Origin of the sequence: Thioalkalivibrio sp. AKL8 (assembly GCF_000380525.1) — a bacterium.
GTDB lineage: Bacteria > Pseudomonadota > Gammaproteobacteria > Ectothiorhodospirales > Ectothiorhodospiraceae > Thioalkalivibrio > Thioalkalivibrio versutus.
This window is the reverse complement of record NZ_AQYF01000009.1, coordinates 87,569-112,717: the sequence shown is the minus strand read 5'-3', so window position 1 is coordinate 112,717 and position 25,149 is coordinate 87,569. Positions and strand designations below refer to the sequence as shown.

Sequence of the window (25,149 nt, the reverse complement as noted above, 5' to 3'; positions counted from 1 at the left end):
GGCTATTGTCTCAAGGTTGCGTTGAACCGGGCCTGGAGATGCTGCACCACCGCGTCGGTGACGCCAGCCACGTCCTGTTCGCCTAGGGTGCGATCAAAAGCCCGTAAAATCAAGCCCAAAGCCAGGCTTTTTTCGTCCGGATTCAAGCCTTTGCCCTGGTACACATCGAACAGGCGAACATCCTGAAGGATCTCCAGGCCAAGCTCGTCGATGGCCGCCAGCACATCGCCCGCCGCCACCGACTCGGCCACCACCAGCGCCAGATCCCGACGGATGGACGGGTACGGCGACAACGGCGAGAACTGCGCCACCGGGGCTTGCACCACGGCAGTCGCGTCCAGATCGAACAGGTAGACCGGCTCCACGTCGAAGCGCTCGCACAACGCCGGGTGCAGGCGCCCGACCCAGCCGATCGGCTGCCCGTCGACCAGTACCCGTGCGGATTGCCCGTCATGCAGCGCCGGATGACGTTCTGCGCGAAAGCCGAGCGCGCCGGCGACGCGTTCGCACAGGCCTTCCACGGTGCCCTTGGCGTCGAAGAAATCGACCTTCTTCGCCTCGCCTTCCCAGGCCTCCGGAGCCACCCTCCCACCAAGCAGGCCGGCCAGTCGCGGCTCCTGCCGCAGACCGGACGCATCCGGAACAAAGCGCAGGCCATGCTCGAACAGACGCAGGTCCGATTGCTGGCGCGCCTGGTTGTAGGCGGCAGTGGTCACCAACCCGGACCACAGTCCCGGGCGCATCACCGCCAGATCGGACGAAATGGGATTCGCCAACGCCAGGGGCTCCACGTCCGGGTAGAACGCACTGGCGGCCTCGCGAGCGATAAAACTGAAGCTGATCACCTCATGGAAGCCCTGGCGGGCAAGCCCGTTGCGCAGTGACCGCAGACCCGACTCCGGCGTCACCGGCGCAACCGGCTTCGGGAGTGTCTGCGGCAGGGCGTCATAGCCGTGCACCCGGGCCAGCTCTTCGATCAGATCCTCCTCGCGTTCGAGGTCGAATCGGGCCCGCGGCGCGCGTACCGACCAGCCGCTCTCGCTTGTCTCGATGCGGCAGTCCAGTGCCTCCAGGATCCGCTCGACCTCGGAAGCCTCTAGGGTCACCCCAAGCAGGCGCTGGACACGATCCGGGCGCAGGACGATCGCCTGTTCCGCATGGGAGGCCGGCGTCTCACCCACTTGCTCGACCGGGCCGCACTGTCCGCCGCAGAGCTCCAGCAGCAGCTGGGTCGCGCGTTCCATCGCCTGCGGGACCAGGGTCGGGTCGACACCCCGCTCGAAACGGTGGGAGGCATCGGTATGCAGCCCGTGGGCCCGCGCCCGACCGGCCAGGGCGCGCGGTGCGAAATGCGCACATTCGAGGATCACGCGGGTGGTGCTGGCATCGACCGCGCTGGCGGCGCCGCCCATCACTCCGGCCAGCGCCAGGGGGACGTCATCACCCGCAATGACCAGATCCTGCGGCGACAATTTCACCGTCTGGTCGCCTCCGAGCAGCGTCAGGGTTTCCCCCTGTTTGCCCTGGCGCACCTGGATCGGGGCGCCCGTGCGATCGGCATCAAAGGCATGCAGTGGCTGGCCCAGTTCCAGCATCACGTAATTGGTCACATCCACGATCGCGCTCAGCGGGCGCACCCCGGCACGGCGCAGGCGTTCGGTCATCCACAGCGGCGTCGCGGCCTTGGCGTCCAGGCCCTCCAGCACCCGGGCGGCATACAAGGGGCAGGCCTCCGGATTCTCGATGACGACGCTCACCCGGGCATCGTTGGCGACGTCCACGCCCGGCATCGCCGGGGCATGCAGCGGCCGGTCCAGCAATGCCGAGCACTCCCGCGCAATCCCGCGCATGCCCAGGCAATCGGCCCGGTTCGGCGTCAGGTCCACTTCCAGGATGGTGTCGTCCAGCCCCAGCGCCTCACGCAGGTCCTGGCCGGCCTCCAGCGTCGCCGGCAGGGACATCAGGCCTTCGGCATCATCTGCCAGGCCAAGCTCGCGAGCGGAGCAGAGCATTCCCTCGGAAGGCACGCCGCGCAGCTTGGAGCGCTTGATACGGAAATCGCCGGGCAATACCGCACCGACCACCGCCACCGGCGCCCGCATGCCTTCATGCACGTTGGGCGCGCCACATACGATGGTCAGCGGCTCCGCCTCGCCCGCTTCGACCCGGCACACCCGCAGGCGGTCCGCGTCCGGGTGCGGCTCGACCGCCACCACGTGGCCCACCCGCACCCCACTGAAGGCGGGCGCCGCCGCTTCCATCGCATCCAGTTCCAGACCCGCCATGGTCAGGCGATGGCCCAGTTGTTCCGGGGTCTCGTCGATCTGCAGCCATTCCTGCAGCCACTGCACACTGATACGCATTAGCCTGTCTGCCCGAATTGCCCGATGAAGCGGATATCGTTGTCGAAGAACAGCCGGAGGTCGTTCACGCCATGGCGCAGCATCGCCATGCGTTCGACGCCCAGGCCAAAGGCAAAGCCGGTGTACTGCTCGGCGTCGATCCCCACGTGACCCAGCACGTTGGGGTGCACCATCCCGCAGCCCATCACCTCCAGCCAGCCGGTATGGCTGCAAACGCGGCAGCCGTCACCGCCGCAGTGCACGCACTGGATGTCGACCTCGGCCGACGGCTCGGTGAACGGGAAGTACGACGGCCGAAAGCGCGTGGCCAGATCGTCCCGATCAAAGAAGGCCTGAAGAAATGCACTCAACACGCCTCGCAGATCCGCGAACGTGATATCCGTATCCACGCAAAGCCCTTCCACCTGGTGGAACATCGGGCTATGCGTCAGATCCGAATCGCAGCGATACACGCGCCCTGGCGCGATCACGCGCAGCGGCGGGCGCTCCTGTTCCATGGTGCGGATCTGCACCGGCGAGGTATGCGTGCGCAGCACGCGGTGGGCATCAAAGTAGAAGGTGTCGTGCATCGCCCGCGCCGGGTGATGCTCGGGGATGTTCAGGGCCTCGAAGTTGTGGAAGTCATCTTCCACCTCGGGGCCCTCGGCCACGCGAAAGCCCAACCCGGCAAAGAAGGTCTCGATGCGTTCCAGGGTTTGTGTAATGGGGTGCAGCGCGCCATCAGCCTGACGCCGCCCCGGCAGGGTCACGTCGACCTGTTCGCCCGCCAGCTGTTCCGCCAGTGCGCTCTGCGCCAGGGCCTCCTTGCGCGACTCGATCAGGCCGGCGACCTCGGTCTTGGCCTCGTTCACTTTCTGCCCCGCCGCCGGCCGTTCCTCCGCCGGTAGCTTGCCCAGCTCCTTGAGCTGTGCCGTGAGTGCGCCCTTCTTGCCGAGATAGTGCACCCGGACCTCGTCCAGCGCCTTCAGGTCCGTGGCCCCTTCGACGCGCTCGCGCGCCTCGGCGACCAGCTGTTGCAGTTGTTCCACGACTTCCCCCGACTGGTACGGGCCTCCCCGGCCCCCTATTCGCCTGCAAGGCAGCGGCCCCCGAGTGCGGGCCGCTGCCTTGCAGGCGCCTCGTTTCCTGTTCCCGAAACAAAAAAGGGAGGGCATCGACCCTCCCTTCTCGGGACCCGCCGGCACACCGCCGGCGGGCAGTCCTTCAGGCCCTGCGGCTCAGGCCGGCAGTGCAGCCTTGGCCTTCTCCGCGATCTTGCCGAACGCGGTCAGGTCGTGCACGGCCAGATCGGCCAGGGTCTTGCGGTCGATATCGATCTCGGCCTTGTTCAAACCGTTCATCAAACGGCTGTAGGACAGATCGAACTGACGGGCCGCCGCATTGATGCGGACGATCCACAGCGACCGGAACTGACGCTTCTTCTGGCGACGGTCACGGTAGGCATACTGACCGGCCTTGATGACGGCCTGGTTGGCAACGCGGAAGACGTTCTTCCGGGCGCCGTAGTAGCCCTTGGCTTGCTTCAGGACTTTCTTGTGACGGGCGTGAGCGGTTACACCGCGCTTGACTCGTGGCATGTCTCGATTCCTCGGTCAGTTCAACGGTACGGCAGCAGCTTGCGCACGGCCGGGGCATCCGACTCGTGCACCATCGCCGGACTGCGCAGGTGACGCTTACGCTTGGTAGGCTTCTTGGTCAGGATGTGGCTGCGGTGCGACTGGAACCGCTTGAACTTCCCCGACCCGGTACGGGTGAAGCGCTTGGCCGCACCCCGATTGGTCTTGATCTTCGGCATTACTCTCTCCGGCATTTTGGGCCGTACCCACTGCGGGCCGACCGTTTATGAAAAAGCGATGCGGGTATGCGGAAACCCGATCGCCCTTGTCGTCTGACGGACTTACTTCTTCTTGCCCGTCAGCACCATGATCATCTGGCGCCCTTCCATCTTCGGCCGCTGTTCCACGACCGCGATATCAGCCATGTCTTTCTCGACCTTGTCGAGCAGCTCGCCACCCAGTTCCTGGTGGCGCATCTCGCGCCCGCGGAAGCGGATGGTCACCTTGCCCTTGTCACCGGCCTCGATGAAGCGGCGCAGGTTGCGAAGCTTGACGTTGTAGTCGCCCTCGTCCGTACCCGGACGAAACTTCACTTCCTTGATCTGGATCTGCTTCTGCTTCTTCTTGGCTTCCTGCGCCTTCTTCGCCTGCTCGAACTTGAACTTCCCGTAATCCATGATCCGGGCCACGGGCGGCTCGGCATTCGGCGAGATCTCGACCAGGTCCAGACCACCTTCCTGGGCCATTTCCAGGGCCTCTGCAGTGCTGCAGACACCGCGATTCTCGCCTTCGGCGTCGATCAGTCGGATCTGCGGACTCGTGATCTGATCGTTCAGGCGGACCGTTTTCGCTGCGCTAATAGCCTTCTCTCCAGTTCAGGGTTCAGTGTTGGCGACTGCCGACCTCCTCCCGGAGGCGTTCGCCGAAGTCCTCGAGGCGCATCACGCCGAGGTCTTCCCCACTCCGCGTACGCACCGCCACCTGCCCATTTTCCATCTCCTTGTCTCCAAGGACCAGCAGGTACGGCACGCGCTTGAGCGTGTGCTCGCGAATCTTAAAGCCGATCTTCTCGTTTCTCAAGTCGGCCTCGACCCGGAACCCCATCGCGCGCAGTGTCTTCGTGACCTCGCGGGCGTATTCATCCTGCCTTTCGGTAATGGTCAGCACCTCGGCCTGCACCGGGGCCAGCCACGCCGGGAAGTGGCCGGCATAGTGTTCGATCAGCACGCCGAAGAAGCGTTCCACCGAGCCTAGCAGCGCGCGGTGGATCATGATCGGACGGCGTCGCTCGTTGTCCTCGGCGACGTATTCCATGTCGAAACGCTCGGGCAGATTGAAGTCCAGCTGTACCGTGGAGCACTGCCATTCGCGGCCGATCGCATCGTGGATCTTGATATCGATCTTCGGACCGTAGAAGGCACCGCCGCCCTCGTCCACCGAATAATCCAGGCCCTTCTTCTCGATCGCCGAGCGCAGCGAAGCGGTCGCGTGTTCCCAGATTTCATCCGAGCCGACCGCATCCTCGGGCTTGGTCGACAGGTTCACGTCGAACTTCTCGAAGCCGAAGGTCTGCAGGACTTCGAGGGTCAGATCGATCACGCCCATGACCTCGGCCTCGATCTGGTCCTCGCGGCAGAAGATGTGGGCATCGTCCTGGGTGAAGCCGCGCACGCGCATCAGCCCGTGCAGCGCACCGGACATCTCGCGGCGGTACACCGTGCCCATCTCCGCCCAGCGCAGCGGCAGGTCGCGGTAGGAATGCAGCCGGTCCTTGTACATCAGCACATGAAACGGGCAGTTCATCGGCTTGAGCTGGAAGGACTGGTGTTCGTCCTCCATCGGCTCGTACATGGACTCGGCGTAGAAATCCGCGTGGCCGGAGGTCTTCCACAGCTCCAGGTTCGCGATATGCGGCGAGACCACGAAGTCGTAACCGGCCTTCTCGTGCATGTCGTACCAGTACTTCTCGATCTCGCGGCGGATGCGCGCGCCCTTCGGGTGCCAGAACACCAGGCCACCACCGGCCTCGTCCTGGATCGAGAACAGATCCAGCTCCTGACCGATCTTGCGATGATCGCGGCGCTCGGCTTCCTTCAGCCGATCCAGATGCTCCTTCAGCTGATCCTTGTTCGGCCAGGCGGTACCGTAGATACGCGTCAGCATCTCGTTGTCGGAGTCACCGCGCCAGTAGGCACCGGCCACCTTGGTCAGCTTGAAGGCCTTCAGCTTGCCGGTGGACGGGATATGCGGGCCCCGGCAGAGATCGACAAAGTCGCCCTGCTTGTACAGCGAGATGTTCTCGCCCTGCGGGATGCTCGCGATGATCTCGGCCTTGTACGCCTCGCCCATGTCGCGGAAGTACTTCACCGCCTCGTCGCGATCCATCAGCGAGCGCTCCACCGGCAGGTCTTGCTTGGCCAGTTCCTTCATGCGCTTCTCGATCTTCTCCAGATCCTCCGGCGTAAAGCCGCGGTCATAGGCGAAGTCGTAGTAGAAGCCGTTCTCGATGGTCGGGCCGATGGTCACCTGCGCGTCGGGAAACAGCTGCTTGACCGCCTGCGCCATCAGGTGCGCGGTCGAATGCCGGATGATCTCCACCCCTTCCGGGTCGCGGTCGGTCACGATCGCCAGCGCGGCGTCTGTGTCGATCTCGTGGCGGGCATCGACCAGTTCGCCATCGACCTTGCCGGCCAGGGTGGCCTTGGCCAGGCCGGGACCGATGTCCTTCGCCACGTCCAGCACGGTGACCGGGTGATCGAACTCGCGGCGGCTGCCGTCGGGGAGGGTTATTGCGGGCATTGCGAGGCTCCTTCGCCGACCCATACGCGGGGTCGAACGTCGCGTATCAGAAATTTGGAGTTGCCGGAAACGACAACGGCGCGAAGCATACCATGTGCCCCGCGCCGTCGGCAGATCTCCCGGGCTGTGGCCGGGATTACCGTGCGGTTGTTACATGTTGCCTTCGATGAACAGGTAGGTCCGGTTCACGTTCGGGCGGTGCCAGTCATCGTAGTGGCGCAGGTGCTTGAACTGTTCCAGATCCGCCAGGCGGTCGACCACCTCGTTAAGCGATTCCCAGTCCTCGATGCCTGCCGTCACCTCGCGCACCAGGAGTTCCAGGTAATCCCCCGTATCCTGGCGTGCCTCGGCCATGTCGGTCGCGCGGCCGTGCCCCGGCACGACGATCTCCGGATCGATGGATTCCAGGTGCCGGAAGGCCTCGAGCTTCTCCACCGGGTTGCTGAAGGGATGGATGCCCAGCATGCGCTCGGTGTAGACGATGTCACCGGTAAAGACGACGTCCTCACCCGGAAGGTGAACCATGATGTCGCCCGGGAAGTGGGCATCCCCGGCATAGATCAGCTCGAAGTCCACACCGCCCACGGTCAGGATGTATTCATCGGCATCGATGGGGTTCGGTGCCGGAACCGGCTGGGTGCCCTCCATCGCCTCTTCGCCCACGGAATTGGCCAGCGAGGCGATCTGCCCCTCCCCGCGATCGGCCTGGGTGCTCGCGGTCCGCTGCAGCGCAACCAGCTCCGCCCCCTGCTCGTGGAAGTAGCCGTTGCCCAGCCAGCGGTGGTCCTGGCTGCCCACCGAAATCACGTGCGTGATCGGCTTGTCGGTGACCCCGGCAATCGCCTTCTCCATGCGCTGGGCGACCTGGTAGCTCGGCCCCGAATCGATCAGCACCACGCCTTCGTCGGTCACCACGAAGCCGGTGTTATTGGTGAAACCGAGATTGGCCGGCGTGCGGTTCTCGAGCGAGCCATAAAAGTAATGAACCCGGTCGGTCAGCTGAATCGGCTCCAGCACCTTCTCGATCGGACGATCAAGCGACTCTTCCTCCGCCTGCACGGCGGCCATGCCGAAGCCCATCAGGCCCAGCGCGAGGAAGGCCACCTGACCCTGGCGCAACAAAACATTCAATGTCATGGAAAACTCCTTGTGTCGTTCGCGCCCCGAGTCGGACAGCGCACGCAATATGTGACGGGATCGTTCGTTGAACTTCGAGATTGTGTCCAGCGGTGCGCGCTCCACGGCCGCCTCCCAACCGTAAACCCTATTATATACGCGATGGCAGATACTGCGTGCGTGTTAGTCCGCGCCCGGGTTCTCCAATCGACCCCGCCTGCGGCGCACGGCATTCACCAGCCAGCGCGCCAGGAGCGGAAAAAGCCCCGTGGCAACCAGGGACAGGACCAGCACCGGCGAGAGAATGCCCTCGATGCCATCAAGCCGCCCCAACTGCGTCCCGGCATTCGCGAACACCGCCGTGGCCGGCAGCATCCCCACGAGTGATACCCAGAAATACGTCCAGATCCGGATCGGCAACAGGCCCATCCCGGCGTTGATCAACAGGAACGGGAACACCGGAATCATCCGCAGCGCGAACAGGTAGAACGCGCCCTCGCGCTCAAAGCCCGCATTGATGCGCCCAAGTTGGTGCTTGTAACGACGCTGAACAGCATCGCGCGCCAGCGCCCGCGCCACAACAAAGGTCAGGGTCGCCCCCAACGTCGAAGCCAGCGACGACAGCACGGTGCCCCAGACCACGCCAAACAGGGCACCGCCGGCCAGGGTCATCACCACGATCCCCGGCACCGAAAAGGCGGCCACCACCATGTACAACAGGAAGAACACCCAGGCCGTGACGAACGGGTGCGCGACCCGCCAGTCCTCCACCTGCAGGCGCGCGACCTGCAGGGTCTCCAGATCCAGACCCGGGCCCATCGCAACCACCAGCCAGACGGCGACGAGACCCACCAGGGCAACAACCAACCCCCAGTAATAGCGATTCAATCGCGACTCCTCGCGGTCACTTTGCCGGAACCATGCGCGGCAAACCCGTACACTGCAAGCATGCATGCACATCCGTACGACGAACTGAAACCCGGTGTCATCCTCGACGCGGTGGAAACGACCGGTCTGCGCTGCGACGGGCGCCTGCTGGCCCTCAACAGCTACGAGAACCGCGTCTACCAGGTCGGCATCGAGGACACCACACCGGTCATCGCCAAGTTCTATCGTCCGCAACGCTGGACACCCGCCGCCATCCGCGAGGAACACGGCTTCAGCCAGGAACTTGCAAGCCGCGAGATCCCGGTAGTCGCCCCTCTGGCCGATCCTGAAGGCGAAACCCTGCACGATCACGCCGGGTTCATGTTCGCCGTCTACCCGCGCTGCGGCGGCCGCGCGCCGGATCTGGAGCAGCGCGAAACCCTGGTCCGCATCGGCCGCTTCATCGCCCGCATCCACGAGGTCGGACGCGCCGCCCGCTTTCACGAGCGGCCCGTGCTCGATCCCGTCCCGCGTGGCGAGGAGGCACGCCAGGCTGTGCTTGACTCCGGCTATCTCCCCCTGGAGCTGGAATCCGTGTACCGCGATCTCAGCGCCGACCTCCTGGGGCGAATCCAGCGGGACCTCGACACGATCGGCCCGGTCCCGCAGCTGCGCCTGCACGGCGACACCCACCCCGGCAACATCCTGTGGACCGACGACGGCCCGCACTTTGTCGATCTGGACGACGCCTGTACCGGCCCCGCCATGCAGGACCTGTGGATGTTCCTGTCCGGCGAACCGCCCGAGATGGCCTGGCAGATGCAGGCCCTGCTGGAAGGCTACGAGACCTTCGTACCACTGGATCGTCGCCAGCTCGGGCTGATCGCCCCACTACGCACCCTGCGCATCCTGCGCCACGCCGCCTGGCTGGCCCGGCGCGCCGACGACCCCGCCTTTGTCGACGGCTTCCCGATCTTCTACACGCCGCGCTTCTGGGAGGATCACATCCTCACCCTGCGCGAGCAGGCCGCCGCCCTCGACGAACCCGCCCTCGACCTGGGTTACTGAGGCCCCGTCTCACCGCAGGTTCCGGATCCGCTCCAGCACCGAGTCACGGGTGTCATCGAGGCACGAGAGCGCCATCAGCAAAGAGACAATGGCACCGCTGTACCGAGGCAACTGCGCCCATATCCGGTGGCGCCTGGGGGACAGCGACTTCCTGCTTCCCTTGCGGCTGCCCTGGACGTTCGTTTCCCATGCCCGGGCGTCCGGGACTGCGACGTGCGCGTCCGGTCCCTCCGCCTCAGGCGGATGCGCGGTCAGTCCGGGTCCCCACGATGGCGCCCAGCCCGCGGTAGTGCTCCAGCAACTGGCGCCCACTGGCCACCAGCTCGTCCGAGAGTTCCAGCCCGAAATCGTCGGCCACCCGGCGGATGTGTTCATCGCCGGTCGCCGGTGTCTCGATCACCCGCCACAGCAGCCGGGCGCCCAGCGGATTCAGCTCGGCAAACCGCACCCGCTCCTCCCCGGTGCGGTACGCCAGCAGGTAGGTCGGCACCTCTCCCGGTTGATCGGGCTGGAAGTCGGCCCCGATCCGGTGCACCGGGTACTCGTAGGCCAGCAGCCGCGCGGCGGCCGAAAACACCGGAACCTGAACCATAAGGTCACCGTCCGGCTCGACATCCGGAGGCGGCGTGGCATCCGCATAGACCAGTTCGGTCTCCACGCGCTCGTAGTGGGCCAGCTCGGCCAGGAAGGGCGGATCGCCGGGCTGCGCCGAGCGTTCCTCTGCCAGGTAGCGCACGAACTCCGCCGCCAGCTGCGGAAAATACGGCGTCTCGCTGCCATGATCGCGATAGAAGTCGCGCACCAGCTGTTCCCAGGCGGCCGCCTCCAGCAGTCCCCGCATGACCGGGAAACCCCTGGCCAGCAGGTTGGCCACGTTGTTGAAGAACAGACGCCGGTAGATCGCCAGGCGCCGGCTCTCGATCCCCTCCGGGGCCGGATAGCGCTCCGGGTCACGCAAGTGCCGCGCGAATGCCTCCTGTACCTGCTGGAAATCCGCCTCAGGCATGCAGGAGTCGCTCTTCCTGGCCGGCGCGCGACCGCAACTGCAGATCCCGAATCCGGTCGGTCTCCGCCAGCAGTTCCTCCAGCGGCGGAAAGTTGAAGTCGCGCTCGAGCAGGGTCGGCACCGGCCCCATGCGGGCATAGGTGGCCTCCAGCAGCGCCCAGACATCGGAACAGATCGGCTGGCCATGGGTGTCGACCCGCAGGTCCGGGGCCTCCTCCTCGTGCCCGGCAATGTGCAGGTAGCGCACTCGCTCCAGCGGCATTGCATCCAGGAACTCGGTCGGCTCGTAGCCGTGATTGATGCTGTTGACGACGATGTTGTTCACGTCGAGCAGGAGGTCGCAGTCGGCCTCCTCCAGCACCGCCCGCACGAAGGTGATCTCGTCCAGTTCGGCCCCCACCGGGGTGTAATAGGAGACATTCTCCAGCGCCATCCGGCGCCCGAGGATGTCCTGCACCTGGCGCACGCGATCGGCCACGTACCGCACCGCCTCCTCGGTGAACGGGATCGGCATCAGGTCGTACAGATGCCCCTGGCCGTCGCCACAGGCCGAGAGGTGCTCGCTGTAATCCTCGATCCCGTGGGTATCCAGGAAGACACGCAGGTCCTGCAGAAAGGTCTTGTCCAGCGGGCGCGGCCCGCCAATGTCGAGAGACAGCCCGTGGCACACAAAGGGCTGGGCCTCGGTGTATTCGCGAAAGATGCGGCCCAGACGCCCGCCCAGGTGCATCCAGTTTTCCGGAGCCGCCTCGAAGAACCCCAGGCGCTCCGTCGCCTCCGGGGCCTCGGCCAGCGGACCCAGCAGGGCCCGCCGCAAGCCGAGCCCGGCGCCGCTGACGCGGGCCGGGTTGGCAGGGTGGACGACTTTAGCCGCCACAGGTCCCCTCGCCACAGGCGCCTTCGGAATCCTTGTCGTCGCCGTCCGAGCCACCGCAGGTGCCTTCACCGCAGCTGCCTTCACTGTCCTTGGTATCGCTCGCGCCACCACAAGTGCCTTCGCCACAGGAACCCTCGGCCAGCATCAGCGGCGACTGGCCGCCCTGTTGATAGCCGTGGTTCAGGTCGGCCGAGGCAAACACCGGGCTGGTGGCCATGGCCATGCCGATTGCCGCCGTGCCGACGGCACCGGCCAGGGTCTTGGTGGAAAACAGATCGTTCTTCATGGTCGTACTCCTCGTGTTGCGATTATGGATCCGCTGGACCCGTTGTGTAATGGCTGCTGAAACAGCTCTTGGAGTTACCCCCTGCTCATCATCCTCCGACGGATGTAATAGTCGATGCTGACGTAGCGTCCCGCTCCCCAGAAGAACAGGACCAGCAGCATCACGAAGAAGGTCGCGGCCATCTCGATCCCGTTGTTCACGATCGCGAAGTGTCCGGTCTCGGTCAGCCAATTGTAGTTGCCGTGCTCCTGCAAAATGGACTTGGCGCGATCCAGGCGCATCTGTGCCTCCTCGATCCCGGAACAGTTGAACAGGCACATCATCGGGTCGGAGATCCGTTGCCACCCGTGTTCCAGATGCACGGTCACGGCCGCCACCACCATCGTGATCATCAGCGGGATCGAGAACCAGCGCGTCGCCAGACCGAGCAGCAACGCGATCGCACCCAGCACCTCGGCATACGCCGACAACATCACCATCAGATAGGGGAAGGGCATGCCCAGCCCCCAGTCCGCGTTGCCGTACCACATCACCACGTTCTCTTTCGGCAGGATCCCGTCCAGCTTGTTGGTTCCCGCCATCCAGAACACCGGCGCGAGGTAGAGCCGCAACAGCAGGGGCGCCAGGAAGTCCGCGCCTCGCGTCCAGTCCAGCCAACCCTGCAAGCGCACTGCCAAGGTTCCAGTCGCAGCCATCGTCCTGATCTCCTTTTCCCCTTCTACTGGGTATAAAGCCTAGACCCCGGGCTCGCGCCGTACGCGGGGTGATCCGCCGGCTTTTATGTCCGATCGTCCGGGACCACGGGGAGAGGCCCGTGACGCCCGGCAACCGGGCGTCCAAAGGTCTAAGGTGAAGAACCAACAGGAACAGGCAAAAGGAAGGTTCGATGGACATCAGCCCCCACGAAGACGTGCTGTCGACGGTTCTGGCCGCCTACAACCTGCGTGCCCGCATCGACACCAACCCGCGCCTATGCGGGGAGTGGCAGCTCAGCACGGCGGGCTCGGGGAATGCCAGCTTTCACCTGGTGGGGCAAGGCGGATGCTATCTGCACATGGAGGCGATGGCCCCCGTCTGGATGGAGGCCGGCGATCTTCTCCTGCTGCCGCATGACGACTGGCACCTGATGGCCAGCCGCGACTCCGTACCCGACCGCGAAAACCATCTGACGCTGGTGGAAGGCGAGGATCCGCCGGATATCCCGGTCACCCAGCTCCTGTGCGGCCACTTCGAGTTCGATTCCGGCCGCCGCAACCCGATCCTGGCCGCGCTCCCCGACCACATCATCATCCGCCGCCGCGAATCCGGCGACCGGCTATCACACCTGGCGGACCTGATGAACATCGAACTCGCGGAGCGCTCCTCCGGCTATCGGCCGGTACTGGACCGCCTGGCGGACACCCTGTTCGTGATGGCCGTGCGCCATCACATCTGCTCGCAACGCGAACACTCGGAGGGATCGCTGATCGCCGCCCTGGCGGACGACCGCATCCGCCGGGCACTGGATGCCCTGCACGCCCACCCGGAGGCGGCCTGGACCCTGGAGGGGCTGGCCAGCGAGGCCGCCATGTCGCGCAGCAGCTTCGCGGAGCGCTTTCATGCGCTGGTCGGACAGACGCCCATCGACTACCTGACCCAGTGGCGGATGGTCCTGGCGGAACGCCAGCTACGCGACGGGCGGGAGTCGGTCGCGGGCGTGATGGACGCGGTGGGCTATACCTCGGAGGCGGCCTTTCGCAAGGCCTTCAAGCGGGTGCACGGGTTCGGGCCGGGGCGCATCCGGCAGCTACTGCGCCGGCTCGGTGCCGGCCAGGCTTGACTGCCAAAGAGCGGATCAGAAGGTGTTGGCGACGCTGGCCACGCCCGGCGCACGCGACCGAACCAGGCGTTCGACCACATTCTTGAGATCCAGCGTGGAGCGCGGACAGCCCACACAGGCCCCCTTGAGTCGGACCCGTACGGTGCGGCCATCGAGCTCCACGAACTCGATATCGCCCCCGTCCTGCATCATGATCCGCCGTGCCTCCTCGATCGCGGCGCGCACCGCGTCCACGTCGATCGGGCCATCGGCCGGCACGTCGGCCGCCTCGCGTTGCGCATGGGTCTGGGCTCGGTCCAGGCGCAGCGCGAGCTCCGGATCGAGTTCCTCGATCGCGTCCAGTTCATCCTCGCTGTACACGTGATCGGGCTCGTCACTCAGCAGGTGTGACACGTCCACCATCACCTGCGCATTGTCGGGTCCAGCCATGTTCGGGCCTCCGGGTACTCGGCTTTTCGCCAGTATAGCAACGCCGCGCTCTACCCCCGCGCGAAGCCGCACCCGCCAGCCGGGATCCACCACCTCGCGCGCGGGCGACCAGCGCAACCGCACGCGCAGACGGCGCAGGTCCTCCGGATGCATGCGCCCGGCGTGCAGCCACAGGCGCCATACCCGGCCGGTCGCGGGCACCCGAACGACGAGGATGACGACCCGACGCAACACTCGTGTATCGGGCAGCACCTCGACCCAGTCCACCTGCTCCTGGCGCAGGCCCTCGGCGGTGGCCAGCCAGGTTGCCCCCTCGGGCGTCTGCCCCAGCCAGTCCCAGGCCGGCGGTTGCGAGCGCCCTTGCCACCACCACCCGGCGATGGCCAGCCCGAAGACCGGGGCCAGCGTCCACAACGGGCTGTACACCAGCACATAGGCGGCCACAGCCAGGAGCAGGAGGATCTGGCCCGCGAGCGCGAGCCGGGGAAGAACCGGGTCAGGCCGGAGCCGAAGCCTGAGTGGCGGCGCGGATCGCCGGGACAAGACGGGCTATCCCCTCGTCCACCGTGGTCTGGCGACCCATGACCACGTCCAGCAGCACGTTGTCGGGGTAATCGAGCAGGCGCTCGAAGGCATCGCGACCCTCCTGGTCCAGTTGCGCATATCCCTGCGCGAGAAAGTGGCCGAGCAGCCAGTCGTTCTCCAGCATGCCGCGGCGACAGCGCCAGCGTGTCCGGTTATCCGGTTCCATCACCCAAACACCCGTCCAGGCCCCCTGTGGGAGCCTGCTTGCAGGCGAATGCCCCTGCCAAAGCAGGACGCGGGCAGGGGCTTCGCCTGCAAACAGGCTCCCACAGGGGTGGAACAACCGTTGGGGGTCGCGCCACTCACAGCGATTTCTTGAGCATGGTGCGGCGGATGTCGCTGATCGCGCGGCTCGGGTTCAGGCCCTTCGGGCACACCTGGGTGCAGTTCATGATGGTGTGGCAGCGGTAAAGCTTCCAGGCATCATCCAGCTGTTCGAGACGGTGCTCGGTGGCCTCGTCGCGGCTGTCGTGGATGAAGCGCGCGGCCTGCAAAAGCGCCGCCGGCCCCAGGAACTTGTCCGGGTTCCACCAGTAGGATGGGCAGGCAGCGGAGCAGCAGCCGCACAGGATGCACTCGTAGAGCCCGTCCAGTTGTTCGCGGTCTTCGGGGCTTTGCTTGCGCTCCACCTCGGGCTCCGGGCTGTCGTTGACCAGCCAGGGCTCGGCCTTGCGGTATTGCTCCCAGAAGTTGTCCATGTCCACGATCAGGTCGCGGATCACCGGCATGCCCGGGAACGGGCGCAGGGTCACGGGTGAGTCCAGATCCGCCAGCGGCGTGATGCAGGCCAGGCCATTGGTGCCGTTGATGTTCATGCCGTCGGAGCCACACACCCCGTGCTGACAGGAGCGGCGAAAGCCCAGGGAGTCGTCCTGTTCCTTCAGCAGAAGCAGGGCATCCAGCAGCATCATCCCGGGCTCGACCTGGTCATCGGGCAGGCTGAAGCGCTGCATCTTCGGCAGCGTGTCCGTTTCCGGGTTGAAGCGGTAGATCGAGAACTCCATCGGTATCTCCTGTCGGTGACCGCGGCCACCGTTGTCACACGCTGCGGTAAGCCCCAATCAATCCTGTTCCTGCGCTTCGGCACAGGCGATGCATCGCTCGGCCGACGGGTCGATCTCCAGCCGCGAGCGGGCAATCGGCTCCAGGCAGTCGATGCACAGTCCGCCCTCGCCCTCCTCCAGCCGCTTCAGCGCCCGGCGGGCGCGAACACGCTGGGCCTCGCGCCGCTGCTGGCTCGCCTTGGCCATGGCCTGGCCCTGCAGCGCGTCCATCCGCGAGAGCCGTCCGGTGCGTTGCTGGTCCAGCTCCACGGTCGCGCCGCTGTCGGCGGCGCCCGCGAGCGCTGCATCCAGCTCCGTCAGCAGCGCCTCGAGCTGCTCGTGCAGCCACGCTTCGGGTACCGGTTCGGCAGGGTTGCTCATTGCTCGTCTCCCATTGGGCGCGATGCCCATGGTTGAACGCGCGGGCTGCCATGCCCCCTGATGCGATTCGCTACGCTCATCGGCATCCTACGGTCGAGTCGACCCATCAATAGACGCGTTCCTTGGGCGGGAACGAGGCCACGGTATTCGGCTGCGTCCGCACCGGCTTGTAGTCCAGGCTGTCATCCGCCAGCGAGTACAGGCTGTGCTTGAGCCAGTGCTGATCGTCGCGCTCGGGGAAATCGATCCGCGAGTGGGCGCCGCGGCTTTCCTCGCGCCCCAGCGCGGAGCGGATGGTCGCGATCGCGCAGTCCATCAGGTTCTCCAGCTCCATCGCCTCCACCCGCGCGGTATTGAAGGTGCTGGAGTGATCCGCGATCACCGCGTGGTTCAGGCGCTCGCGGAGCGCGCGGACCTTCTCCACGCCCTCGCGCATCACCTCGTCGGTGCGGAATACCGAGCAGTGGTCTTCCATCACCTTGCGCAGGTCGCGCTTGAGCGGCTCGACCTGCTCGGCGGAGCCATCGCCCGGGTCCTTGCGATCCCAGCGCGTGAGCCGCGCCATCGCCTGTTCCACGGCCGACTCGTCCAGCGGCCGGTGGTAACGGTTCTCGGCCAGGTACTCGAGGATGTGATTGGCCGCCGCGCGGCCGAACACCAGGATGTCGAGCAGTGAATTGCCGCCCAGGCGGTTGGCCCCGTGCACCGAGACACAGGCCGTCTCGCCGGCCGCGTACAGCCCCGGGACCGGGTCCTCCGGCGTGTCCTTCTCCGGCGCCACCACCTGCCCGAAGCGATTGGTCGGGATGCCGCCCATGCTGTAGTGGCAGGTCGGGAAGATCGGGATCGGCGCCTCGATCGGATCGACCCCGAGAAAGGTCATGCTCGTCTCGCGAATCCCCGGCAGGCGCTGCATGATCGTATCGGCCCCCAGATGGCGCAGGTCGAGCAATACGTGATCCGCATTGCGCCCGCAGCCGCGTCCCTCGCGCACCTCGGTGGCAATGGAGCGGCTCACCACGTCGCGCGAGGCCAGGTCCTTCGCCCGCGGGGCGTAGCGCTCCATGAAACGCTCGCCCTCGCAGTTGATCAGGAACCCGCCCTCGCCGCGCGCGCCCTCGGTAATCAGCATCCCGCGCCCGGCGATCCCGGTCGGGTGGAACTGCACGAACTCCATGTCCTCCAGCGGCACCCCGGCGCGCAGGGCCATCGCCATGCCGTCACCGGTGTTGATCAGCGCGTTGGTCGTGGTGCGGAACAGCTGTCCCGCCCCGCCGGTCGCGATCAGGGTGGTCTTGGCCTCGATCACGATCGGCTCGCCGGTCAGGATCTCGAACGCCAGCACGCCCAGCACGTAGCCCTGCGCGTCGCGCAGCAGGTCCACCGCGAAGTACTCGTCGAAGAAGTGCGTGCGCGCGCGCAGGTTCTGCTGGTACAGCGAGTGCAGGATCGCGTGCCCGGTGCGGTCCGCCGCCGCGCAGGTGCGCGCGGCCTGATCCTGACCGAAATTCTGGCTCTGCCCGCCAAAGGCGCGCTGGTAGATGGTGCCGTTGTCCAGGCGCGAGAACGGCACGCCGAAGTGGTCCAGCTCGTAGACCACCTTGGGTGCGGCGCGACACATGTATTCGATCGCGTCCTGGTCGCCCAGATAGTCCGAGCCCTTCACCGTGTCGAACATGTGCCAGTGCCAGGAGTCCGGCAGGACGTTGGCCAGGGCGGCGTTCACCCCGCCCTGCGCCGCCACCGTGTGCGAGCGCGTGGGAAACACCTTGGAGACCACCGCGACCTTGGCATCGCCATTGGACAGCTGTAGCGCCGCGCGCAGGCCGGCCCCGCCGGCCCCGATGATCAGGGCGTCGAACTTGCGTCGCGCCACGTTCATGCCAGTCCCTTCATGCCAGTCCCGCCCGAATCAGAATGAAAAATGCCCACAGCCCCGTCAGGAGCAACCCGCCGGCGGCCAGCACGAACACCAGGAGCCGCGTGCCGGGCGCATGCACGTAGTCCATCACCACGTCGCGCAGCCCGATCCACGCATGCAGCAGCATCAGCAGCACGAACACCGCCGTCAGCAGCCCAGTCACCGGGTGCCCGACCACACCCAGCCATGCGGCATGATCCGCCGGCGCGGCCAGCACGAAGAATCCGAGGGCCAGGATCACGTACACGCCCACGTACACCGCCGTGATGCGTTGCAGCAGCCAGGCGCGCTGTCCGCTCAGCAGCCTCATAGCACCAGCCCCAGCCACACCAGCACGGTGCCGAGGATGCCCGCGTACAGCGCATCGCGCGCCGTGCGCAGCGAGCCCGCGCGATCCTCGCCGATGCCGAATTCCATCAGCAGGTAGCGAATCCCGGCAAACAGGTGATGCAGCAGCCACCAAAGCCCCAGGGCCAGCGCCACCAGGCCGATCGGATGATGAATGATCGCCACGACCTGGGCGAAGCCCTCGGGGCTGGCCAACGAGCGGTCCAGCAGCCAAAGCAGCACGGGAATCGACAGAATCAGGAAGACACCGGTGATCCGGTGCAGAATGGAGACCACGGCATTCAGCGGCAGTCGGATCTTGCGCAAATCCAGAAAGACGGGACGTCCCTGCCGAGTCATGCCAACCCCTAATAGCCGGAAGAAAAGGACCGTCAGGCTGACACCCCGCGTGGGGTTCGTCTACCATCGATCCACCGAATCAGCTTACCACTCCATGCTGCCGTCGTGACCCCGTATCGCCGCCTCCCGCGCGGTACGCCCGGCGATGGCATGGGCAGCAGTCCACTGGAGATCCTCGATGCGCGAAGACTGGAAAGACCACATCACCGATGCGGGTGCCGAGTTCGAGGAGGACGACCTCCTGCACTACGGCAACCCGGAACGTGAACGCCGCATGGCCATCAACGGCGAGGTGATCTGCGACCTCTCCCATCGCGGCCTGCTGGAGGTTCGCGGCGACGACGCCACCGACTTCCTGCAGGGCCAGTTCGGCAACGACATCCGCGCGGTGGACGCGCAACACAGCCAGCTGTCCAGCTACTCCAGTCCCAAGGGCCGCGCCTACGCCGTGTTCCGCGTGCTGCGTACCCGCGACGGCTACCTGCTGGAGATGCCCGCAGACCGGATCGAGCCGGTGGCCAAGCGCCTGCAGATGTTCGTGCTGCGCGCGAACGTCATCATCGAACAGGCCGGCGACTCCCGCATCCACTTCGGCTGCTCCGGGCCGGATGCCGAGAAGGAGCTGCAAAGCGCGCTGGGTATCTGTCCCGCCGAGGTCGAGGAGGTCGTCGAGAAGGACGGCGTCACCGTGGTCCGGGTACCCGGGGTGCACCCGCGCTTCGAGCTGTTCGGCGAGATCGGCGCCATGCGCAAGGCGTGGGACGGTCTGAACGTCCACGCGGCCCCGGTGGGCCCGCGCGACTGGGCACTGCTGGACATCCTGGCCGGGGTCCCCACCGTGGTGGAGGAAACCAGCGAGAAGTTCGTGCCGCAGATGCTCAACCTGCATGCCCTGGGCGCGGTCAGCTTCGAAAAGGGCTGCTATCCGGGCCAGGAGGTCGTGGCACGCATGCACTACCTGGGCAAGCTCAAGCGGCGCATGTTCCGCCTGGCGATCCATACTCAGACTCCACCCCAACCCGGCTCGCCTGTGTTCCAGGCCGACGGCAACCCGGACCAGTCGGACGGCGAGATCGTCGCAGCCGAATTGCACCCGGACGGGCTGTACTCCGCCCTGGCCGTACTGCAGGTCGCGGCCGCCAAGGGCGAACTGCGCTGGGACGCACCCGACGGCGCCAAGGCCGAGGTGGTCGAACTGCCCTACGCAGTCCCCGAAGGAGCCTGACGCATGCGCTTTTTGTTCTTCTTTTTCGTCCTGATCCTGCTGGCACTGTGGGCGGCCTTCTTCAGCCGCCCCGACAACCCCACGCTATCCAACTGGCTCTACGCCCTGGCCGGGGTATTGGCAGTGCTGTTCCTGATCGGCTATTTGCGCCTCGACGGGGTCATATGACCCGAATCCTCTGATCCGCATCGCCGCACCCCCGCGGGCCCGGCACCGGCCGGGCCACGCGGCTCAGGACGCCAGCCGGGTTCGGGTATCCGCCACCGGCTCGCCCAGGCGCATCTCCAGGTCCCGCGCCTGGCGTGCATGGCAACCCGACAAGGCAAACCCCTCGAGCCGTGCGTCGGCGTGATACTCCAGGTGACGCCCTTCGCCGTCGCCCGAGATCTCCACCCACTCGCCCCCGTCCGTCTGCGGCGGGCAGACGTTCAACGGCAGGCTCCCGGTCTTGACCTGCACGATCCCGGCATCCGGCCGGTACACCGTCGGCTCGCCGGACAGCGTGCGCGCCAGTGCAGCTGCTTGCCCGCGCAGGGTCTCCACGTAGGGACGTAACTGGCCGTCGAACTCGCAACCATCGCCCAGGGCGAAGACCGCCGGGTCGGTGGTGCGCAAGAGTGCGTCCACCTCGATCCCCGCGTGGCAGGCCAGACCGATCCGCTCGGCCAGCTCGCGGTTGGGCACCAGCCCGAGCGCGCTGATGACCACCTCGGCCTCTACCGATTCGCCACTGGCTAGGGCAAGACGGGTCGTTCCCTCCGCCACCGGTTCGATGCGCTCGACGGTCGCCTCGGTGTGCCACTGCACGCCGCGGTCCGCCAGCGCCTTCTCCAGATCGCCGCTCAGCGACTCGGGCAGCAGATTCGGCAGCGGCCGCGACGCACACTCGATCAAAGACACCGGATAACCACCGGCCGCCAGGTCGTCCGCCAGCTCGCAGCCCACCAGGCCGGCGCCGATGATGGCCACACGGGTATGGGCCGGTGACCCGGCTTGCGCCTCGAGGGCCGCACGCAGCGCACGGTAGTCCTCCAGCGTGTTCACCGACAGCGGCGCCCTGGCCCCACCGGGGAACGCCATTTGCCGCGGACGCGCCCCGGTGGCCAGCACCAGCTGGCCGTACGGCACGCCGCCACGGGCGGTGATGATTTTTTGCTGCGCCCGCTGGACATCCAGCACGCGGACAAACGGCATCAGGTCAATGCCGAGCCGGGCCGCCCGCGCCACGCCAGTCTCCTCCACCAGATCCGCGACCGCGACGCCCCGGGCAAAGGCATTGGAGATCCGCGGCTTGGTGTAGTAATCACCGGAATCGGCGGTCAGCAGGCGGATCGTGCGCCGCGGATCCCGCTCGCGCAGGGCCTCGGCCAGGGCCCAGCCCGCCATGCCGCCGCCGACGATCACCACCGCGTCCGGATCGGCCGCGCCGGCTCCGGCACTCCAGGCCATCGCGGCGGCACCGGCGTCCGCGGTCTCGGCGCGCGGCTCCAGGGCGGTGAAATCCGCCTTGGTCACATTACAGTCGGGGCAATACCAGTCGTCGGGGATATCCTCGAAGCGGGTCCCAGGGGCCAGACCGGAATCCGTGTCGCCCTTAGCCTCGTCGTAGATATACCCGCAGACCTTGCAGATATAGCGCTTGAACTCGTCGGTTTCGGTGCTCATCACGCGGCCTCCACGGCATCGAGAATGGCCTTCAGCTTCGGGTCCAGTTCGGACCCGATGGCGTCCAGATCGGGGTTGGCCCACGGCGCGAATACGTCCCGTGCGGAGCGCGCGCTGACGCGCAGCATCTCGCCATCTCCGGAGACGTGGATGCGCAACGGGATGTCGATGCCGGCCGGCTTGCAAGCCTCCCAGACACGCACCGCGTAGCTCGGGTGAAAGATCTCCAGGATCTGGTCGGTCGGGACCTCGACCCCGATCTTCGCGGCATTGGCCTGGCCATTGATGTGCGAGACCAGCTTCAGCCCCTGGGCGTCAATCGCCTCCTTCAGGGTCGCGACCGCGGTCTCGGGGTCCAGTCGGGTAGTGGTTTCCAGCATGACGATTCCTTCGTTCGGTGCGGGGCCCCGGTAGGCCCCGACCGTGGGTGGTGGACTAGTGCGCGTGGATCCGCGCCAGCTCCTTGCGCAGGTGCTTGATCGCCGGGGTGACGATGGCCACGAAGTACGACTCGCGAAGCTTGCGCTGGGCGGCGGCATTCGCCAGATACCCCCGGGCCCCGGCATGCAGCAATGCCGACTGCGACGCACGCAGCGACAACTCGGAACCGGTCAGGCGCATCTGCAACACATCGGCAAAGAAGCCTTCGGACTCGTCGAAGGGCGTTTCCGAAAGCGCATAGCAGGCTGCACGGCCATCCTCCAGCGCCTCTTCCAGTTCGCCCACCTGGTCATCCAGATAGCCATTCACGTGGGACAGCGTCTCGTTGGCCTCGCGCATGGTCTGGATGCAGCCATCGATCAGCCCCAGCCCCATCCCCATCTGCAGCAGCACGAACCCCGGTCGGATCCGGCGGATGTACTCGGGCAGGGCGTCGGCCAGCACGTGCTCATCGGGCACGAACACGCGATCGAAATGGCAGCCAAAGGTGCGCGATCCCTCAAGGGCCGTGAACTCGGGACAGGGGGTCAGGCTGAAGCCGGGGTCGGAGCAGTTGATCAGTGCCATCACCGGCCGCGGGTTCGCGCCAGTGGTGCGGAAGATCGCGCCGAAGTAGTGGTCCTCGCCCAGGTTGGAGACCCAGGGCAGTGCCCCGGAGACCACGTACCCCCCGTCCACGCGTTCGGCGGAGAGCTTCAGGTCCTCGATATTGGCGAACCATTTCATCGGATTGGACAGCGCCGTGGCGCCCAGCGCCTCGGCATTCGCCAGCCTCGGCAGGGCCTCGCGCTTCAGGGTGTCCGAGGCACTGTTCTCCACGTACCAGGCACAGGCGTTCTGGCACCAGGCGACAAAGCCGGTGGTCATGCACTCGGCCGAGATCACCTCGGTCGCGCGGATGGCACTGGCAATATCCGTGGTGCCGCTGGCGTTCTGGCTGGCCAGGTGGCGGTTAAAGGCGCCGAGGCGACCGGCCTCGCGCAGGAAGTCTTCGGGGTACAGGCCTTCGCGGTCGATACGGGCGGTCAGCGGAGCCAGATCGCGCTCCACCAGCGCCTGCAGCGCGGCATCGGCATCCGCCGGCCCTGCGGCCGGCGACACCCCCGTCACGTCGTGAGTGCGGGTTTCAAGCATTGGGGTTTACTCCCGTTGGGCAGCAGGACCGGAATCAGGCCAGCTCGACACTGAGCTTGACCGGGTTGCGCATGGTGTTGGCTACCGGCGACCAGAAGTCGGCATGGGCGACCAGCTCCTTCAGCTGTTCCTCGCTGGCATCCCCTTCCAGGTTCGCCTTCACCCGGATATCGGAGAAGCCGAGGTGCTTGTTCACGTCGGTATCCCCGACGCCCCATACGGCGGTCACGTTGATGTCGCCCTCCAGGGTCAGCTCGAGCTTGGTCAGGGTGATACCGCGATCGATGGCGTTGGCGTGCATCCCCACGGACAGGCAGGCACCCAAGCTGGCCAGCGCGGCCTCGGAGGGGTTCGGCGCGGTGTCGTCGCCCAGCAGGTGCGGCGGCTCGTCGATCACGTGGGCCTCGAGGTCGCGCACGAAGGTCAGGTTGCGGAACTTGCCTTCGCAGACCGTGGTGGCCTTCAGCGTCACGATGTTCTCGGGGTTGGCCTTGCCCTTGGCGGCGAGGTTATTGAGGCCATCCTGGTCGATCGGCTCCAGGGCGTTGATGGACAGGGAGGTAGTGGCTTCGGCTGCAGACATGGTGGTGCTCCTGATAGTTGGGATTCGTGGATCCCCGGCATTCGACCGGGTCGTCCATCCCGGTGCAGAAGCCGTGCCAAAACCGTGCGGACCGCACCACAAAGCCATTTCCAGCCGGGCCACCCGAATCCAACCCATCCCCCCGTCGGACAATCCGTCCGATTTGTCCAATCGAACTGGTCCGCATTGTCCGGATTGTCCACTTCTCGCCCCCCACGCCGGACCCCCCCGCTTCTGCGATGCCTCGTTCGCCGCTCCCTGTATTGCGCACCAGCGCGCCGTTTCGCCCCCGGTCCGGACGAAATTCCCGGGCAACACGACGGGTTTGGCACGCCCCTTGTAAGGAACCCCCTTGAACGCGCCGCCGATCCGATCCATCCGGCGGCTCATGAACGAAGGTCAAGAGGGAAACGCCATGGGCGCCGCCATCTCCATCGACTACATCACCCACCACTATCCCGGGCAGGAAGCCCCCACGCTCAAGGACATCCAGGTCACCGTCGCACCGGGCGAGACCGTCGCCCTGATCGGCCAGAGTGGCTGCGGCAAGTCCACCCTGCTGCACATGCTCGCGGGCCTGCTGCTGCCCAGCGAAGGCTGCGTGCGAATCAACGGCCACCAGGTCATCAAGCCGAGCCCGCGCTGGAACATGATGTTCCAGAAGCCCTCGCTCTACCCCTGGATGACAGTGCGCAAGAACGCCTCGCTAGGCCTGATCTTCCAGGGCCGCAAGACCGACATGCGCGAACGCATCGACCAGCTGCTGGAGACCGTGGGTCTGAGCGAGAAGGCCGAGGTCAACGTGCAGTCGCTCTCCGGCGGCCAGCAACAGCGCGTCGCCCTGGCCCGCAGCCTGGCCACCGACCCCGAGCTGCTCCTGCTCGACGAACCGTTCTCGGCCCTGGACGCCTTTACCCGCGTCGCCCTGCAGGACGAAGTCACCCGCCTGGCCCGGGAGCGCGGGATCTCGGTGGTGTTCGTCACCCACGACATCGAAGAGGCCGTCGCCATGGCCGACCGCGTGCTGGTCATGGGCTCCAACCCGGGGACCATCACCGCCGAACTGCCGATCGACATTGCCCACCCTCGCGATCGCAACAGCCAGGCCTTCGTCGACCGCAAGGCCGAACTGATGGGCTACTTCGGCGCCACCCGCACCCCGGCCGCTGACAAGGGTTCAGCGGAGGCCGAAGCCCCGACGCCGGATACCGAAAGCGAACAAGACGAGTCTTCTTCATCCGAATCCCGAGCGCGCGTACGCGCCGCCTGATCCATCTCCACCACTGCCCCGAACCCGA

Annotated in this window: 28 protein-coding genes; 5 read left to right on the top strand and 23 right to left on the bottom strand. The window is 66.2% G+C overall.

The genetic code is table 11. From position 1 onward, the window contains the following. Positions 1–2: 2 nt before the first annotated feature. The 8 genes from pheT to G335_RS0109820 form a co-directional block, all read right to left on the bottom strand. Entirely contained in the window at positions 3–2,363 is a 2,361-nt protein-coding gene (pheT, locus tag G335_RS0109855) for a phenylalanine--tRNA ligase subunit beta (RefSeq protein WP_018176641.1), read from the bottom strand. Further along, the gene (gene pheS / locus G335_RS0109850; protein ID WP_018145455.1) at positions 2,363–3,391 is read right to left on the bottom strand and encodes a phenylalanine--tRNA ligase subunit alpha; all 1,029 of its coding nucleotides are present in this window, start codon (positions 3,389–3,391) and stop codon (positions 2,363–2,365) included. The genes pheT and pheS overlap by 1 nt, the downstream gene beginning before the upstream one ends. Before the next feature lie 189 nt (positions 3,392–3,580). Then, entirely contained in the window at positions 3,581–3,940 is a 360-nt protein-coding gene (gene rplT / locus G335_RS0109845; RefSeq protein WP_018145454.1) for a 50S ribosomal protein L20, read from the bottom strand. Positions 3,941–3,960: 20 nt separating this feature from the next. After that, positions 3,961–4,158 (bottom strand): 50S ribosomal protein L35, encoded by a 198-nt coding sequence (gene rpmI, locus G335_RS0109840; protein WP_017942014.1) that lies wholly within the window; start codon positions 4,156–4,158, stop codon positions 3,961–3,963. 102 nt (positions 4,159–4,260) lie between these two features. Beyond that, a complete protein-coding gene (gene infC, locus G335_RS0109835) occupies positions 4,261–4,779 on the bottom strand; it encodes a translation initiation factor IF-3 (protein WP_081620152.1) in 519 nt (172 codons plus the stop codon). Positions 4,780–4,801: 22 nt separating this feature from the next. Further along, positions 4,802–6,718, bottom strand: a complete 1,917-nt coding sequence (gene thrS, locus G335_RS0109830) for a threonine--tRNA ligase (protein ID WP_018145452.1) — start codon at positions 6,716–6,718, stop codon at positions 4,802–4,804. Between the two features lie 150 nt (positions 6,719–6,868). Next, the gene (locus G335_RS0109825) at positions 6,869–7,855 is read right to left on the bottom strand and encodes an MBL fold metallo-hydrolase (protein WP_026304816.1); all 987 of its coding nucleotides are present in this window, start codon (positions 7,853–7,855) and stop codon (positions 6,869–6,871) included. Between the two features lie 162 nt (positions 7,856–8,017). Then, positions 8,018–8,722 (bottom strand): TVP38/TMEM64 family protein, encoded by a 705-nt coding sequence (locus G335_RS0109820; protein ID WP_018176639.1) that lies wholly within the window; start codon positions 8,720–8,722, stop codon positions 8,018–8,020. A gap of 60 nt (positions 8,723–8,782) precedes the next feature. Between G335_RS0109820 and G335_RS0109815 the strand changes: the two genes are divergently transcribed. Then, complete coding sequence (locus G335_RS0109815) at positions 8,783–9,769, top strand: serine/threonine protein kinase (protein ID WP_018176638.1); 987 nt, start codon at positions 8,783–8,785, stop codon at positions 9,767–9,769. A 235-nt stretch (positions 9,770–10,004) separates the two neighbouring features. Here G335_RS0109815 and G335_RS0109810 read toward each other — a convergent pair whose 3' ends face one another. The 4 genes from G335_RS0109810 to G335_RS0109795 form a co-directional block, all read right to left on the bottom strand. Next, a complete protein-coding gene (locus G335_RS0109810; protein WP_018176637.1) occupies positions 10,005–10,775 on the bottom strand; it encodes a DUF2063 domain-containing protein in 771 nt (256 codons plus the stop codon). Next, positions 10,768–11,652, bottom strand: coding sequence for a DUF692 domain-containing protein (locus G335_RS0109805; protein WP_018176636.1), 885 nt, complete (start codon positions 11,650–11,652; stop codon positions 10,768–10,770). Before G335_RS0109805 ends, G335_RS0109810 begins: the two co-directional genes overlap by 8 nt. Further along, positions 11,642–11,938, bottom strand: a complete 297-nt coding sequence (locus G335_RS0109800) for a hypothetical protein (RefSeq protein ID WP_018176635.1) — start codon at positions 11,936–11,938, stop codon at positions 11,642–11,644. The genes G335_RS0109805 and G335_RS0109800 overlap by 11 nt, the downstream gene beginning before the upstream one ends. A gap of 74 nt (positions 11,939–12,012) precedes the next feature. Then, positions 12,013–12,633, bottom strand: a complete 621-nt coding sequence (locus tag G335_RS0109795) for a DoxX family protein (protein WP_043690043.1) — start codon at positions 12,631–12,633, stop codon at positions 12,013–12,015. A gap of 191 nt (positions 12,634–12,824) precedes the next feature. On the opposite strand from G335_RS0109795, the gene G335_RS0109790 reads away from it, so the two are divergent. Continuing rightward, positions 12,825–13,757, top strand: coding sequence for an AraC family transcriptional regulator (locus tag G335_RS0109790; protein ID WP_018176633.1), 933 nt, complete (start codon positions 12,825–12,827; stop codon positions 13,755–13,757). Positions 13,758–13,772: 15 nt separating this feature from the next. Here G335_RS0109790 and G335_RS0109785 read toward each other — a convergent pair whose 3' ends face one another. The 7 genes from G335_RS0109785 to sdhC form a co-directional block, all read right to left on the bottom strand. Next, a complete protein-coding gene (locus G335_RS0109785; protein ID WP_018176632.1) occupies positions 13,773–14,630 on the bottom strand; it encodes a NifU family protein in 858 nt (285 codons plus the stop codon). 52 nt (positions 14,631–14,682) lie between these two features. Continuing rightward, positions 14,683–14,937 carry a succinate dehydrogenase assembly factor 2 gene (locus tag G335_RS0109780; protein WP_018938539.1) on the bottom strand — a complete coding sequence of 85 codons (255 nt, stop codon included), beginning with the start codon at positions 14,935–14,937 and terminating at the stop codon, positions 14,683–14,685. 136 nt (positions 14,938–15,073) lie between these two features. Further along, the gene (locus tag G335_RS0109775) at positions 15,074–15,775 is read right to left on the bottom strand and encodes a succinate dehydrogenase iron-sulfur subunit (protein ID WP_018145440.1); all 702 of its coding nucleotides are present in this window, start codon (positions 15,773–15,775) and stop codon (positions 15,074–15,076) included. Between the two features lie 57 nt (positions 15,776–15,832). Beyond that, entirely contained in the window at positions 15,833–16,195 is a 363-nt protein-coding gene (locus tag G335_RS0109770; RefSeq protein WP_018176631.1) for a TraR/DksA C4-type zinc finger protein, read from the bottom strand. Between the two features lie 106 nt (positions 16,196–16,301). Next, positions 16,302–18,077: a succinate dehydrogenase flavoprotein subunit gene (gene sdhA, locus G335_RS0109765; RefSeq protein WP_018176630.1), complete on the bottom strand. Its 1,776-nt coding sequence runs from the start codon at positions 18,075–18,077 to the stop codon at positions 16,302–16,304. Positions 18,078–18,087: 10 nt separating this feature from the next. Then, entirely contained in the window at positions 18,088–18,426 is a 339-nt protein-coding gene (sdhD, locus tag G335_RS0109760; RefSeq protein WP_018176629.1) for a succinate dehydrogenase, hydrophobic membrane anchor protein, read from the bottom strand. After that, positions 18,423–18,803, bottom strand: a complete 381-nt coding sequence (gene sdhC / locus G335_RS0109755) for a succinate dehydrogenase, cytochrome b556 subunit (protein ID WP_019563546.1) — start codon at positions 18,801–18,803, stop codon at positions 18,423–18,425. Before sdhC ends, sdhD begins: the two co-directional genes overlap by 4 nt. 178 nt (positions 18,804–18,981) lie before the next feature. Here sdhC and G335_RS0109750 point away from each other — a divergent pair, with 178 nt between their 5' ends. Beyond that, positions 18,982–20,028, top strand: a complete 1,047-nt coding sequence (locus tag G335_RS0109750; RefSeq protein ID WP_018176627.1) for a folate-binding protein YgfZ — start codon at positions 18,982–18,984, stop codon at positions 20,026–20,028. A gap of 3 nt (positions 20,029–20,031) precedes the next feature. After that, complete coding sequence (locus G335_RS14290) at positions 20,032–20,196, top strand: hypothetical protein (protein WP_018140916.1); 165 nt, start codon at positions 20,032–20,034, stop codon at positions 20,194–20,196. Between the two features lie 63 nt (positions 20,197–20,259). On the opposite strand, the gene G335_RS0109740 is transcribed toward G335_RS14290, so the two are convergent. The 4 genes from G335_RS0109740 to G335_RS0109725 are packed head-to-tail and all read right to left on the bottom strand — an operon-like array spanning position 20,260 to position 23,851. Next, a complete protein-coding gene (locus G335_RS0109740; RefSeq protein ID WP_018176626.1) occupies positions 20,260–21,693 on the bottom strand; it encodes an FAD-dependent oxidoreductase in 1,434 nt (477 codons plus the stop codon). Next, a complete protein-coding gene (locus tag G335_RS0109735; protein ID WP_018176625.1) occupies positions 21,693–22,073 on the bottom strand; it encodes a DUF302 domain-containing protein in 381 nt (126 codons plus the stop codon). The genes G335_RS0109740 and G335_RS0109735 overlap by 1 nt, the downstream gene beginning before the upstream one ends. A 55-nt stretch (positions 22,074–22,128) precedes the next feature. Continuing rightward, positions 22,129–23,268, bottom strand: a complete 1,140-nt coding sequence (locus G335_RS0109730; protein WP_018176624.1) for an acyl-CoA dehydrogenase family protein — start codon at positions 23,266–23,268, stop codon at positions 22,129–22,131. Positions 23,269–23,302: 34 nt separating this feature from the next. Continuing rightward, entirely contained in the window at positions 23,303–23,851 is a 549-nt protein-coding gene (locus G335_RS0109725) for an OsmC family protein (protein ID WP_018145431.1), read from the bottom strand. Positions 23,852–24,266: 415 nt separating this feature from the next. Between G335_RS0109725 and G335_RS0109720 the strand changes: the two genes are divergently transcribed. Beyond that, complete coding sequence (locus G335_RS0109720) at positions 24,267–25,121, top strand: ABC transporter ATP-binding protein (RefSeq protein ID WP_026289509.1); 855 nt, start codon at positions 24,267–24,269, stop codon at positions 25,119–25,121. Positions 25,122–25,149: the final 28 nt, after the last annotated feature.